13 protein-coding genes and 1 tRNA gene are annotated in these 12780 nt (G+C 73.9%); 10 read left to right on the top strand and 4 right to left on the bottom strand.

What is annotated here, in order from left to right; translation table 11 throughout:
- Window positions 1-126 precede the first annotated feature (126 nt).
- Window positions 127-199: transfer RNA gene (locus tag ACF0H8_RS14750), tRNA-Ala, on the top strand.
- 243 nt (window positions 200-442) lie between these two features.
- On the opposite strand, the gene ACF0H8_RS14745 is transcribed toward ACF0H8_RS14750, so the two are convergent.
- A complete protein-coding gene (locus ACF0H8_RS14745; protein WP_395289644.1) occupies window positions 443-817 on the bottom strand; it encodes a MerR family transcriptional regulator in 375 nt (124 codons plus the stop codon).
- A gap of 126 nt (window positions 818-943) precedes the next feature.
- Here ACF0H8_RS14745 and ACF0H8_RS14740 point away from each other — a divergent pair, with 126 nt between their 5' ends.
- From ACF0H8_RS14740 to ACF0H8_RS14730, 3 genes are all read left to right on the top strand, one after another.
- Window positions 944-1372, top strand: a complete 429-nt coding sequence (locus ACF0H8_RS14740) for an Hsp20/alpha crystallin family protein (protein ID WP_395289643.1) — start codon at window positions 944-946, stop codon at window positions 1370-1372.
- 15 nt (window positions 1373-1387) lie between these two features.
- A complete protein-coding gene (locus tag ACF0H8_RS14735; protein WP_395289642.1) occupies window positions 1388-1696 on the top strand; it encodes a hypothetical protein in 309 nt (102 codons plus the stop codon).
- Between the two features lie 291 nt (window positions 1697-1987).
- Window positions 1988-2542 (top strand): DnaJ domain-containing protein, encoded by a 555-nt coding sequence (locus ACF0H8_RS14730; RefSeq protein WP_395289641.1) that lies wholly within the window; start codon window positions 1988-1990, stop codon window positions 2540-2542.
- Between the two features lie 3 nt (window positions 2543-2545).
- Here ACF0H8_RS14730 and ACF0H8_RS14725 read toward each other — a convergent pair whose 3' ends face one another.
- Both ACF0H8_RS14725 and ACF0H8_RS14720 read right to left on the bottom strand, forming a co-directional pair.
- Window positions 2546-3508, bottom strand: coding sequence for a DMT family transporter (locus ACF0H8_RS14725; protein WP_395289640.1), 963 nt, complete (start codon window positions 3506-3508; stop codon window positions 2546-2548).
- A gap of 157 nt (window positions 3509-3665) precedes the next feature.
- Window positions 3666-4445 (bottom strand): hypothetical protein, encoded by a 780-nt coding sequence (locus ACF0H8_RS14720; protein ID WP_395289639.1) that lies wholly within the window; start codon window positions 4443-4445, stop codon window positions 3666-3668.
- Between the two features lie 130 nt (window positions 4446-4575).
- On the opposite strand from ACF0H8_RS14720, the gene ACF0H8_RS14715 reads away from it, so the two are divergent.
- Complete coding sequence (locus ACF0H8_RS14715) at window positions 4576-6312, top strand: carbon starvation protein A (protein ID WP_395289638.1); 1737 nt, start codon at window positions 4576-4578, stop codon at window positions 6310-6312.
- Window positions 6309-6770: a hypothetical protein gene (locus ACF0H8_RS14710; RefSeq protein ID WP_395289637.1), complete on the top strand. Its 462-nt coding sequence runs from the start codon at window positions 6309-6311 to the stop codon at window positions 6768-6770. The genes ACF0H8_RS14715 and ACF0H8_RS14710 overlap by 4 nt, the downstream gene beginning before the upstream one ends.
- A gap of 196 nt (window positions 6771-6966) precedes the next feature.
- Here the strand turns inward: ACF0H8_RS14710 and ACF0H8_RS14705 are convergent, their stop codons facing one another.
- Complete coding sequence (locus ACF0H8_RS14705) at window positions 6967-8187, bottom strand: S8 family peptidase (protein ID WP_395289636.1); 1221 nt, start codon at window positions 8185-8187, stop codon at window positions 6967-6969.
- A 263-nt stretch (window positions 8188-8450) separates the two neighbouring features.
- On the opposite strand from ACF0H8_RS14705, the gene ACF0H8_RS14700 reads away from it, so the two are divergent.
- The 4 genes from ACF0H8_RS14700 (at window position 8451) to ACF0H8_RS14685 (ending at window position 12717) form a co-directional block, all read left to right on the top strand.
- On the top strand, window positions 8451-9602 hold the full coding sequence (locus tag ACF0H8_RS14700) for a Glu/Leu/Phe/Val dehydrogenase dimerization domain-containing protein (protein ID WP_395289635.1): 1152 nt from the start codon (window positions 8451-8453) through the stop codon (window positions 9600-9602).
- A gap of 255 nt (window positions 9603-9857) precedes the next feature.
- Window positions 9858-10154 (top strand): gamma carbonic anhydrase family protein, encoded by a 297-nt coding sequence (locus ACF0H8_RS14695; protein ID WP_395289634.1) that lies wholly within the window; start codon window positions 9858-9860, stop codon window positions 10152-10154.
- A gap of 547 nt (window positions 10155-10701) precedes the next feature.
- Window positions 10702-11535 (top strand): trypsin-like serine protease, encoded by an 834-nt coding sequence (locus ACF0H8_RS14690; RefSeq protein ID WP_395289633.1) that lies wholly within the window; start codon window positions 10702-10704, stop codon window positions 11533-11535.
- A gap of 183 nt (window positions 11536-11718) precedes the next feature.
- Window positions 11719-12717 carry a nuclease-related domain-containing protein gene (locus tag ACF0H8_RS14685; protein ID WP_395289632.1) on the top strand — a complete coding sequence of 333 codons (999 nt, stop codon included), beginning with the start codon at window positions 11719-11721 and terminating at the stop codon, window positions 12715-12717.
- Window positions 12718-12780 lie beyond the last annotated feature (63 nt).

Genomic DNA, 12780 nt, shown 5'->3' with positions numbered 1-12780 from the left:
ATGGCGGTCAAGGAGACCCGCCGGGCGGCGGGGCGTGGTGAGGCTCACGGGCCGGCGGGGCCTCACGGATTAGCACTCCCGGACGGCGATGCCCTAAAGTAGTCAACGCCCCGCGGGGCAGAACGAGGGGCTATGGCGCAGTTGGTAGCGCGCTTCCATGGCATGGAAGAGGTCGAGGGTTCGAATCCCTCTAGCTCCACAGAACCGATGAGGCCCGGACGGAGACGTCCGGGCCTTCGTCTTTTCCGGGCAGCTGTGACTGCCGACCCGAGCGCCCATCTCGCCGAGGGCGCCTCGACACGTTGATGGCCACACATACAAGAGGAGCCCTCGACGTGTCGAGGCGCCCTCGACGCACTACCGCTCATGAGAACCGTGACGGGCGCCAGCGCGCGCCGCGCGCGGCCCACGCGCCGCGCATGGCCCAGGGGCGGGCGAGGCGTCAGCCCGCGTCGTCGAGCCGCGCCCGCAGCCGCGCGTTGTCGGCCTCCAGCCGGGCGTTGTCGGCCTTCAGGCCGCGGTTGTCCGCCTTCAGCCCCCGGTTGTGGGCCTGGAGGTCGGCGTTGTCCGCCTCGAGCTCGAGTACGGCCGCGACGCCGGCGAGGTTCAGCCCGGCTCCGAGCAGGTCGCTGATGCGGGAGAGCCGGGCGAGGTCGTCGGCGCTGTAGCGACGCGTGCCGCCGGGCGTGCGGGTGGGCTCGAGCAGCCCGCGCCGCTCGTACAGCCGCAGGCTCTGCGGGTCGAGCCCGGTGAGCTCGGCCGCGACGGAGATGCCGTACACGCCCTGGGCGGAGTCCGGTGCGGCCCGCGTCGTCATGTCACCTCCAAAGAACCTCTTGCGCCAGTATGGCACACGTGCTATAAGAAATGTGTAGCAACCACCACAGATCGGTGGTTCGCCAACGGGGAGATGTGCGACAGCTGACCGATGGAGGTGAAACCGATGTTGATGCGCACCGACCCCTTCCGGGAGCTCGACCGGCTCACCCAGCAGGTCTTCGGCAACCTCGGCACGATGGCGCGCCCGGCAGCGATGCCGATGGACGCCTGGCGCGAGGGTGACGCGTTCGTGGTCGAGTTCGACCTGCCCGGCATCGACCCGGACACCATCGACCTCGACGTGGAGCGCAACGTCCTCACCGTCAGGGCCGAGCGTCCGGAGTTGAAGGACGTCGCCGAGCTGATCGCGGCCGAGCGCCCGCGCGGGGTGTTCAACCGTCAGCTGTTCCTCGGCGAGAACCTGGACACCGACAAGGTCGAGGCCAGCTACACCGCCGGAGTGCTCCAGCTACGGATCCCGGTAGCCGAGCAGGCCAAGCCGCGGAAGATCCAGATCACCGCGGGCGAGGACCGCAAGGCCATCAACGCCTGACCGGGGGATACGGGGATGACCACGAGCGTGCCTGAGCCGCACCGCGAGGACCTCGCGACGACGGCGGCCCCGGACGAGGTGTTCCTCGGCCTGGTGTACGAGGACGAGGAACTGCTTCGAGCCGAGTTCGAGGAGATCGTCGCCGTGAGCCTGGACGGCCCGCACCCGCCGGCCGCCCGGCCCGAGGCGGGACCCGTCCCGCCGGGCCGGCCTCCCCGGCGCCGGGGTGAGGACGTCTCGGACGCGGCACCGCGGCCACGGCACTCGGGGTCGGACGGCTGGGCGCGGCAGCGCTCCCCGCCCGGCCCGGGAACCCGAAGGTGACGGACGAAGGCAGGTGATGCCCTCACCTGAACAACAGGACGACTGCCCGGCTGGTCGGCCGCCCGTGACCGTTTGGCCGTTGACGCACGCGAGCGCGTGCACCGGCTGGCACCCGAGGGGTGATGGCGGCGTGCCGGCCGTCCCGGGCAGCGACCCTCTTTCGCGCGGCCGGTCAGCGACCGGCCGCGCACCCCTGTCCGGGCCACGACGACCCGGCCGCGCGTGCTGCTCTCGCCTGCGGCGCGCGGCCGCCGTAGCCTGGCAGCGAGCACGCCGACGGCGACCCGCACCATGAAGGACCCGCTGGACCTCTACCAGGTGCTCGGGGTCGGGCCCAGGGCCACCCCCGAGCAGCTCGCGCGCGCCTACCGCGCGCTGGTGCGGCGGCACCACCCCGACAGCCGCGAGCAGTCCGGCACGGGCGCCGAGCACGACCGCGCCCTGGGCGAGGTGATGGACGCCTACGCCACGCTGCGGGACGAGCAGCGCCGGGCCGCCTACGACCGCCGCCGGGCGGAGGAGGCGAGGCTCCGGGCGGAGGAGGCGAGGCTCCGGGCGGGGCAGGAGCGGCGGCTCGCCGAGCAGGCGCGGCGCGCGGCGCAGCTGCGCGAGGCCGAGAAGCGGCGGCGGACGGAGCAGGAGCGCCGGGCTGCGGCGCGGCAGGGTGGCCGGCGGCCGGCGTGGGACGACGGCTGGTCGGAGCCGGTGGTCACCCTCGGCGGCAGCGGCCGGCGCGGCGGGTCCCGGATGTCGATCTGGGTCTCCCCGGTCCAGCGGGACCCCCGCCCGCCGATGCCGACGCTCGACGAGCTGCTGCTTGAGCTCCTCCGCGGGCGCTGGTGGTGAGCGTCAGCGGTCCCCGGCCGCCCGCGGCACGGGGGCGACCGGCCGCTGGGAGGTTGCCGCCCGCCGTCGGCGCAGCCGCAGGTGTCCCTGACCGATGAGGATGCCCAGGATGACGATGACGGCGCCCACCGGCTGGTTCACGGTCAGCGTCTCATCCAGCACTGCCACGCCGAGCAGCACGCCGACCACCGGCGTCAGGTAGGTCACGGTGGAGGCGAGCGTGGCGCCGAGGGCGCTCACCACGTCGAAGTTCCACACGTAGGCGATGCCGGTGCCCAGCGCGCCGAGCGCGAGGACCGAGCCGACCACCGCGGGGTCGAGGGCGACGGGGTCGGTCGCGACGAACGGCGCGAGCACGAGCATGATCACCGCCGCGACGCCCACCTGCGTGGCGGCCACCGCGACGGCGTCGTGGCGGTGGCCGGTGAGCTGGCGGCGCATGTACACGTAGCCCATGCCGTAGCAGGCGGTGGCGCCGAGGGCGGCGAGCTGCGCGACGTAGAACTCGGTGCCAGCAGGCCCGGTGGAGAGGGTCCACGGCGCCGCCACGACGACGACGCCGAGCGCCGCGAGCAGCAGCGCCGCCGTCCGCCCGGCGGTGAGCCGCTCGGCGGGCAGCGCGACCAGCGACACCAGCAGCGTCATGATCGGCGTCGTGGCGTTGTAGATGCTCGACAGGCCCGAGGGGATGTGCTGCCCGGCCCAGGCGAAGAGCAGGAACGGCACCACGCACAGCAGCAGCGCCAGCACCGTCAGGTGCCCCAGCGCCCGCGGCTCGCGCGGCCACCGCCGCCGGGTGACGAGCATGATCAGCGCCAGCGTCGCGGCGCCGACCAGCAGGCGGCCGAGCGCCACCTGGGCGGGGGAGAGGCCCTCGAGAGCCACGCGCATGAACAGGAAGCTCGAGCCCCAGATCACCGCCAGCGCCACGTACTTCAGCAGCGTCCGGGGTGCCGCGTCCGTCATCGGTTCTCCTGTTCGTCCTCGTCGGCGCCCATCCTGGGGCGCCGACGAAGGGCGGACAAGCCCGTGCCGACGCAGGCGACCGTGACAGCCCGGTCGTGAGCTGGACTACGACAGGTGGTTCATGAGGTCCACCCGCGCCGCCGCGGGGCCGTGCGCCTCAGCGGCCGGGCCGAGGGATGCGCGCCCGGCACTCCCGCTCGAGCTCGCGCTCGCGGCGCATCCGCTGGCGCAGGGTCGGGCGCGGCTCGAGGCCGACGCGTGCCGGTGCCCGGCGCACGTTGAGGTGGGTGCCGTCCCAGGCGCCCTCGAAGGACCACTGGGACCACTGCTCGAGGTCAGGGAAGGAGGCGTCCTGACCGAACAGCGCCGCCGGGCCCGGGGGGAGCGCGGCGTCGAGGGCGAGGCGCTCGGCGTCGGGACGCTCGTCGGGGACGCGTACCAGGCTGACCGCCAGGCTGCCGCGGGCGGCGACAGCGAGCAGGCGGCCGTCCGGCCGGGGCCGGGTGGGCAGCGGCTCGGCGTCATCGACGGCGATCTGGACGATGAGGCGGGGCAGGTACCACCAGTGCTCCCGGCACAGCATCGGGGAGTCGGCCAGCAACCGCGAGGGCGGGTACCGGCGCAGCTCGTGCACCAGCAGGTCCCGGCGGAAGATCTCGCCGGAGGCGTCCTCGACCAGGTGGGTACTGCCGCGCACCAGCAGGGGGGTGAAGCCGGGCCCCGTCGACCGGGTCTCGGTCAGCGTGAGCACGACGCGGCCGGCGGCGGCCACGGCCCGCGCCACGGGTTCGTCGGCGTAGGTGAAGGCCACCACGGCGCCCTCCGCCGCCGGGAGCGCCACCACCCCGTGGACCCGGGGCGCACCCTCGGGGCCCAGCCAGCACAGCTCCGCCACGGACGAGGCGCGCACCGCCTGGAGGGTCTGGGCGAGCACCATCGGCCTCCCTGCGCGGCGGCGGGCCACCGTAGCGGCCCCGAACGGTTGAAACAGCGCGATCTTAGCGCCACACTCGGACGTAAACGTGACCTGGCTCACACCGATGTGAGTCCTTCGGAAGGAGCGCCCCGTGCCCACCGCCGTCGTCGTCGCCGTCGTCGTGGCCGTGCTGTATTTCCTGGGGTACCGGTACTACTCCACGTACCTGGCGCGCAGGGTGTACGGGCTCGAGGAGTCCTTCGTGACCCCGGCCCACCAGTTCCGTGACGGGATCGACTACGTTCCCACCAACAAGCACGTGGTCTTCGGCCACCACTTCACCTCGGTGGCAGGGGCCGCGCCGATCGTCGGCCCCGCGATCGCCGCGTTCTGGGGGTGGGGCCCGGCGCTGGTATGGATCGTGCTCGGGACCATCTTCGCGGCTGGGGTGCACGACTTCGGTGCCCTCGTCGTCTCCGTGCGGCACAAGGCCATGAGCATCGGCTCGCTCGCCAAGGACATCGTCAGCACACGGGCGCGCACCCTTTTCCTGTTCATCATCTTCTTCCTGCTGACCTTGGTGAACGCGGTGTTCGCGGTGGTCATCGGCAACCTGTTCATCGCCAACCCCGGCGCGGTGCTGCCGATCTTCGTGGAGATCCCCATCGCCATCGCCATCGGCCAGTACGTCTACCGGACCCGGACCGCGGCGCTCGTGCCCTCCATCATCGGCGTCGTCCTGCTCTACGCGCTCATCGTGGTGGGGCAGTACGCGCCCTTCGACATCACGCCGTGGGCGACGGCTCTGGGGTTCGAGAACCCGCGCGACCTGTGGGTCATCATCCTGTTCGTCTACACCTTCATCGCCTCCCGGATCCCGGTGTGGGTGCTGCTGCAGCCGCGTGACTACATCAACTCCCACCAGCTCTTCATCGCCCTCGCGCTCATCGCCGCGGGGCTCGTGGTGGGCTGGGAGTCGCTGGTGGCGCCCATGGTCAACGACGTTCCCGCGGGCTCCCCGTCGATCTTCCCGTTCCTCTTCATCACCATCGCCTGCGGAGCCATCTCGGGGTTCCACTCCCTGGTGTCCTCCGGGACGACGTCGAAACAGCTCGACAAGGAGACCGACGCCCGGTACGTGGGCTACATGGGCGCCGTCGGCGAGGGCTCCCTGGCCGTGGGCGCGCTGCTGGCCGTGACGGCGGGCGTCGCGGCCACCCGCGCGGACTGGGACGCGCTCTACGCCGACTTCTCCACCGCCTCCGGCGGCGCGACCGGCAACTTCGTGGGCGGTGTCGCCCAGTTCGCCGGGAACTTGGGGATCCCGCTGCAGATCGCCACGATCTTCGCCGCGGTGGTGGTGATCTCGTTCGCGGCGACCACCATGGACACCGGCGTCCGCCTGCAGCGTTACGTGGTCCAGGAGATCGCCGAGACCGCAGGCTGGCACCGCCTCTCGCGCAACCTCACCCTGGCCAGCGTCGTGGCCGTGGCCGTCCCGCTGGTGCTGGCCCTGCTGCCGGGCGGCGGTGACGCCGGCTATGCCTTCGGGGTGCTCTGGCAGCTGTTCGGTACCACCAACCAGCTCACCGCCGGCCTGGCGCTCGCCGTCGTGGCGGTCTGGGTCACGCGGCGCGGGCGCAATCCGGTGGCCGTCATCGTCCCGCTGGTCTTCCTGCTGGCCATGACCACCTGGGCGCTCATCGTCAACCTGGTCAACTTCATCCGGCTCGAGGAGTGGCTGCTCGCCCCGCTCGACGCCATCATCTTCGTCCTCGCCATGTGGCTGGTCTACGAGGCCGCGGCCGCGATGCGGCGGGCGCGCCGGCACGGCCCGGACCTGGTCGGGCCCCCGGCGCAGGCGGCTCCGGGGGAGCGGGGCGCATGACGGCGGACCGCCCCCTGGTCGTCCTCGTGCGCCCCTGGCGGGCGGCGCGCGGCGGTGGTGGCTGCTGCAGCGCGGCACCGGATGACGTCCTGGGTCGTGAGCCCGGCCGGCACGACCACCTCTCCCACCGCCGCGCCGGCCCTGGGCCTGAGGCGACGGTGGGAGAGGCTTACCGCCTCCTGCGCGCCGCCCTGCCTGAGGTGGACGTGCAGGTCGTGGACGCCGGCAACACCGTGTACCTCCTGCCCACGACATTCCGCCGGATGCGACGGCGGTTCGGCGTGCGCTCCGCGGTCGCCGCCGCACTGCGTGCCCCGACTGCCGGGGCGCTGCTCGTGGACGGCGAACGGGTGGGAGACGTGGCGGACCTGGGACCGGAGGGCGTTCTGGCGGCGGTGCGCGAGCGGCTTCCTGGCGAGGCTCACCGGGCGCGTGCGCACCGGCCGGCGGCCGGCTGACGCAGCATCCCGCGGGGAAGTGTTGTCAGGCACCCGTCGCGCGTCGGCCCACGAGCCGTAGCCCCCGGGACCTGCTCGGTGCTCAACTCCTCCCGGCGGCCCGGGCCGACGCCCACGGCCGCAGTCCGCCGCCGGGAGGTGCGATCTGGGTGCTGCCGGATGGCGCCCGCCGCGAACGCGCTGCGGGCCCCACGCATCAGAGCGTGCCCTTGTTCAGCAGCCGGTTGACCGTGCCGGTGACGTTGCCCCTGACCACGCCGGTGGTGGACGTCGAGGTCAGGTACTGCGCGACGCTCCCGGAGGAGGCCTCGCCGACCTTGTCCTTGTACAGCGCGGCGGCGCCGGCCACGTGAGGAGCGGCCATCGAGGTGCCGCTCGCCGTGGCGGCCTGCCCGCCCGGCCAGGTCGACGTGATCGCGCTGCCCGGGGCGTACAGATCCACGGCAGACCCGTAGTTGCTGTACGACGCGCGGTAGTCCGCCTTGTCGGTCGCCGCCACGGTGATCGCCGCCGGGGCGGAGGCCGGGCTGACGTTGGCGGTGTTCTGGCCCTCGTTACCGGCGGCCACGACCACGGCCACCCCGGAGCTCGACAGGTTGGTCACCGCGGTGTTCAGTGCCGAGCTGTACCCGCCGCCCAGGGACAGGTTGGCGACGGAGGGACCGGGGGAGTTCTTCGCGACGTGGTCCAGCCCGGCGATGATGCCGGAGTATGAGCCGCTGCCGTCGGCGTCGAGCACACGGACGCCGGCGAGCCTGACGTCCTTGGCCACGCCGTACCTCTGCCCGCCGATGGTGCCGGCGACGTGGGTGCCGTGGCCGTTGAGGTCGGCGCCGTTGCCGCCGAAGGCGTCGAAGACGTTGACGGCGCGGCCCTCGAAGTCGGGGTGGGCGGTGTCGATGCCGGTGTCGAGCACGTAGACGGTCACGCCGTCGCCGGTCTCGGCGTAGTTGTAGGAGTAGGACAGCGGCAGCCTGGCCTGGTCGATGCGGTCCAGCCCCCAGAGCAGGTTCGAGGTCGGCAGCGCCTGGGCGGCAGCCGCCGCGGGCTGGTCGGCAGGCTGCGGCGCCGGGGTGGCGCCGGCGCCCTTGGCGGGCTTGCCGACGGTGGTGGCGACCTGGTCCGCCTCCACCGCGGTGACGGAGGCGTTGTTCTCCAGCGCGCGCAGCTGGCCGTGGTTGAGCTCGGCGACGAAGCCGTTGAGGACCTCGCTGTAGACGAACTTGGGGTTGGCCTGGACGGCGCGGGCGACCCCGCGCGCGTCCACGCCGGCGTCCACGCTGACGATGTAGGTCTGCTTGCCGGCGGGGGCGGCATGCGCGGTCAGGGGCACCGTGAGGGCCGCGCCGGTGACGAGCGCGGTGGCGAGGCCGAGGGCGGCCAGGCGGGTGCGGACGGGGAGATGGGCACGAGGCATGACAGTCTCTTCTCGGGAAGTGAGGCTGAGCGATGAGTCGGTCCCCAGAACCACGCCTGGCCAGTGGCGTGAGGGACTCAGAAGAAATTGGACCAGTATCGACCGCTTCATGGCAACTGTGACGTGCGTCACGCCGGGCGACGCGGGGCCTTCAGCGCCCATGTGCCGCCCGCACCGCCCCGGCCTACCCTGGATCGAGGCGACCCGGGCACCACCCACGCGCGGGCGCCGCTCATCCACGAGATGACGAAGGAGTCGACATCGTGAGCGTCCTGACGCACCCCGAGGTGCAGCCGGGCACCAGCCCCGGCACCCGCCCCACCGCCTTCCGCGCGCCGGGCCCGTTCGACCCGGCCCACGGGCACGAGCAGGTCGCGTACTGCCACGACCGCGCCAGCGGGCTGCGGGCCATCATCGCCATCCACAGCACCGCCCTCGGCCCGGCCCTCGGCGGCACCCGGTTCTTCCCGTACGCGACCGAGGACGACGCCCTCGCCGACGTCCTGCGCCTCTCGCGCGGCATGACCTACAAGAACGCCCTCGCCGGGCTGGACCTCGGCGGCGGCAAGGCCGTCATCATCGGCGACCCCGCCACAGACAAGTCCGAGGCGCTGCTGCGCGCCTACGGCCGGTTCATCGAGTCGCTCGGCGGGCGGTACATCACCGCCTGCGACGTCGGCACCTTCGTGCCCGACATGGACGTCATCCACCGCGAGACCCGGCACGTCACCGGACGCAGCACCGTGCACGGCGGGTCGGGAGACTCCTCGGTCCTGACGGCGTTCGGCGTCTTCACCGCCATGCGCGCCTGCGCCGAGCACGTATGGGGCACCACCTCCCTGCGCGGCCGCACGGTCGGCGTCGCAGGCGTGGGCAAGGTCGGCCACCAACTGGTGGGCCACCTGCTCGGCGCCGGCGCGCACGTGGTCGTCACCGACGTGCGCGAGCAGGCCGTCGACGCCGTGCGCGCCGAGCACCCCGAGGTGGAGGTGGCCGCCGGCACCGACGAGCTCGTCCGCTCCCGGCTCGACGTCTACGCGCCGTGCGCGCTCGGCGGCGCGCTGGACCGGCCCACCATCGAGGCGCTGCGCGCCAAGGTGGTCTGCGGCGCGGCGAACAACCAGCTCGCCGACGACGGCGAGGGCGGGCTCGCCGAGCGGATGGTCGAGCGCAGCATCACCTACGCCCCGGACTACCTGGTCAACTCCGGCGGCGTCATCCAGGTCAGCGACGAGCTGGAGGGATTCGACCTCGACCGCGCCAGGCACCGCGTCGAGGGGCTCTTCGACGCGACCCTCGGCGTGCTGCGGCGGGCCGCGGAGCAGGGCATCAGCCCCGCGCACGCGGCGGGCCACCTCGCCGAGGAGCGGATCGCCGCCGTCGGGGCCGGCCGGCCGTACCTGGCGCGGCGGTGAGCGGATGGACCACTCAAGGGACCGGACCGACCCTGGTCGTGAGCTTCGAGGGTGCTGAGCCGGAGGTCGACGCCGTGGCGTGGGGCGCCCCGACCGCGGTGCTCGCCGGCGCCGTCAGGCTGGGCGCCGAGGCGAGCGTACGGCTCGGTCCTGCGGGCCGACGGCGACGCCACCGGGATCGGGCCGCGCAGCAACGTCCAGGACGGGTGCGTTCTCCACACCGACCCCGGCCGGCCGGTCCGGGTCGGCGCGAACGTGTCCGTCGGGCACCGGGCGGTGCTGCACGGGTGCACGGTGGAGGACGGCTGCCTCGTCGGCATGGGCGCCGTCGTGCTCAACGGCGCCCGGATCGGCCGCGGCAGCCTGGTGGCCGCCGGCGCCGTCGTCCCGGAGGGCATGCAGGTGCCGCCGGGGTCGCTGGTCGCCGGCGTGCCCGCCCGCGTCCGCCGGGTGACCCCCGAGGAGGTGGCCGGCCTGCAGCGGAACGCCGCCACATACGTGGCGCTGCACCGGCGTCACCGCGACGCGCCCCCGGTCCGGCCGGCGGACTGACACGGCCACGAGGTCGCGGCGGCGCCGGCTCCGCGCGCTGGGACGGCCGGGGCGAGCGCCGGCTCCGCGCGCTGGGACGGCCGCGGCGGCGCCGACTCCGCACGCCGGGACGGCCGCGGCGGCGCCGGCTCCGCGCGCTGGGACGGCCGCGGTGAGTGCGCCCGAGGCGACGCCGCCACCCGGCTGCCGGCGGCACTCGCCCGGCCGGCGCACTGGGCGGAGGGTGCGCCGAGAAGGCCCTGACTTCCCGTCTGCGGCGCGAACGGCAAGTTCGGACATCTTCGGCGGCCCGCTGACCGCCCGGCGCGGAGATCGCGAGTGGGTGGTGGCTGCGACGTCCGCCGATCGCCGTCCCGGTGCTCTGCCTGGGGCGCCGAGCGAGCACCGTCCCTGCTGCCCGGGGTGCCGAGCACCGTCCCTGCCACCGCCCAGGGCGTCGGGCGGATCACGGGTCCGTAACGCGAATGAACTCCTGCGGGCGTACGTTGCTGGCGCCAGAGCCGCCGCCCGGGCGCCCGCTCCTGCGACCCTCGCGAGGAGACCCGACATGCGCAAGACGTTGCTCGCCGCGCTCGTCACGGCCGGGGCCGCGGTCCTCGCCCCCGTCGCGTCCGCGATCACGAACGGGGAGCCGGACGGCGGCCGCCATCCCTACGTGGGCCTGGCGGTCTTCGAGGACGACGGCGTGGCCACGCGCCGGTGCAGCGCCGCGCTGCTCAGCGCGACCCTGGTGCTGACCGCGGGCCACTGCACCAGCGGCGCCGACACCGCCCGGATCTGGGTCGACGAGAGCGTCCAGGACAACCCCGAGTACCCCGGCAGGGGCGCCACCTCCTACGACGGCGTGCCGTACACCGCGCCGGGCTTCTGCGTGGAGTGCGGCGACGGCGCCACGGCGGTGGTCGTCCGCGACGTCGGCGTCGTCGTGCTGAGCGAGCCGGTGCCCACCGAGGTCGTGAGCCGGTACGCCGAGCTGCCGGACGCCTGGCTCGTCGACACGCTGCCGGGCGAGACCCCGGTCGACATCGTCGGCTACGGCGTCCAGGCCAACGTGGGCGGCCCGAACGAACCGCGGTGGACCGGGCTCCGCGCGCGGTACTACGCGCCCAGCGAGATCGACGCCCCCGGCACGTACCCCAACGCCGAGGAGTTCGTCCGGCTGAGCCCGGACCGGTCGGAGCGGCACGGCGGCACCTGCTTCGGCGACTCCGGTGCCCCGGACCTGGCCCGGGGCACCGACACCGTCCTGGCGGTGAACTCCTACGTCCTGAACAGCACCTGCGCCGGCGACGCCTACTCCCAGCGCGTCGACATCCCCGAGGTGCTGGACTGGATCGGCAGCTTCGCCGAGGAGGCCGTGCCGGTCGCCGCGGCCCGCTGAGGCGCCGCGGGCCGGCGGCGGCGAGTGGCCGGGCCGGCCTGTCGCCCGGTGGCCGCGGCGGAACTCTCGTGGTGACCGTGACCGCAAGGGACTGTCGCTAGGTCGCGGCGGCGAGCCGGTCACCGCTGCGGCGCCGATAGTGCGAGTTCACGATCCGACGCCGGTTCGTCCGTCGCGCGCGCCGTGCGCCCGGCAACATCTAACTATGGAGGAGTCGGCGTCCGAAAATGGGCCCACGCGCCCGGGCGGGCTGTCGCCGCAGCATTCACCGACGGACGCTGCGGCGACGGTGCGGCGGTGGCGGAGGTACGGGAAGGACCGGCTCTACGTCACCGCCGCCGACGGCGTACCCGTCGGCTGGTACGACCTCGCCACACACCAGGCGCACCCACAGTCGGCGGACAGCCTGGTCGCGCTCCAGGCCGCCGTCGGGGAGTGGTTGCGCCATCCTCCCGCTCCCGCCCCGGGCGCGGCGCCGTCACGGTCCATCGGTTCCGCACCGCCCGCTCAGCCCGCGAGTGTTCCGCCCGTCCACGCTCGCCCTGTGCACAGCGCGGACGACCACGGCCCGGACCTCGTGGGCCGCGCGGCGGGCGCCATGGCGCGGCAGCAGGCAGAGACTCTGCGGCAGGCGGCACCCGTGCGCACCTTCGTCGCCCGGGTGCTCGGCGTGCACACCGAGGAGCGGGCCTGGCGCATCGGTGCGGTGGGGGAGGAGCGCGTGGCTTCCGAGCTGGAGAAGCTCGTCCGGCGGGACCCGCGCTGGCGCTGTCTCAACGCGGTCCCGGTACCAAGGGCTCGGACATCGACCACGTCGTCATCGGCCCCGCGGGCGTCTTCACCGTCAACGCCAAGCACCACCCGGGCGCCAACGTCTGGATCGCCGGCAACACCTTCATGGTCAACGGCGCCCGGCAGCCCTACATCCGCAACAGCCGGCACGAGGCCGCCCGCGCCGCCAGGCTGCTCGGCGCCGCCTGCGGCTTCCCGGTGCCGGTCACGCCGGTGATCGCGCCGGTCGGCGCGCGCGAGATCACCGTCAAGGCTGGGCCCGAAGGGGTCGCCGTCGTCGCGCGGCGGCGCCTCGCCAGGTGGATCGCGCGGCAGCGCGAGGTGCTCGACGAGGCGCGCCTGGAGTCGGTGCGGGCCGCCGCACGGCGCTCGACGACATGGACTCCGTAGGCGCGCTGGCTGGCCGGGGCCTTCGCCCCTCGCGGAAGACCGGCCGCGCGAGGCATCGTGGAG

Origin of the sequence: Georgenia sp. AZ-5 (assembly GCF_043952095.1) — a bacterium.
Classification (GTDB): domain Bacteria; phylum Actinomycetota; class Actinomycetes; order Actinomycetales; family Actinomycetaceae; genus Georgenia.
The sequence above is the reverse complement of the archived record's forward strand: the minus strand, read 5'-3'. Positions and strand labels throughout refer to the sequence as shown.

Bases quoted from the DNA above. Each gene is read 5' to 3' on its own strand.
- ACF0H8_RS14745 (WP_395289644.1), bottom strand. From the start codon at position 817: ATGACGACGCGGGCCGCACCGGACTCCGCCCAGGGCGTGTACGGCATC.
- ACF0H8_RS14740 (WP_395289643.1), top strand. From the start codon at position 944: ATGTTGATGCGCACCGACCCCTTCCGGGAGCTCGACCGGCTCACCCAG.
- ACF0H8_RS14735 (WP_395289642.1), top strand. From the start codon at position 1,388: ATGACCACGAGCGTGCCTGAGCCGCACCGCGAGGACCTCGCGACGACG.
- ACF0H8_RS14730 (WP_395289641.1), top strand. From the start codon at position 1,988: ATGAAGGACCCGCTGGACCTCTACCAGGTGCTCGGGGTCGGGCCCAGG.
- ACF0H8_RS14725 (WP_395289640.1), bottom strand. From the start codon at position 3,508: ATGACGGACGCGGCACCCCGGACGCTGCTGAAGTACGTGGCGCTGGCG.
- ACF0H8_RS14720 (WP_395289639.1), bottom strand. From the start codon at position 4,445: ATGGTGCTCGCCCAGACCCTCCAGGCGGTGCGCGCCTCGTCCGTGGCG.
- ACF0H8_RS14710 (WP_395289637.1), top strand. From the start codon at position 6,309: ATGACGGCGGACCGCCCCCTGGTCGTCCTCGTGCGCCCCTGGCGGGCG.
- ACF0H8_RS14705 (WP_395289636.1), bottom strand. From the start codon at position 8,187: ATGCCTCGTGCCCATCTCCCCGTCCGCACCCGCCTGGCCGCCCTCGGC.
- ACF0H8_RS14690 (WP_395289633.1), top strand. From the start codon at position 10,702: ATGCGCAAGACGTTGCTCGCCGCGCTCGTCACGGCCGGGGCCGCGGTC.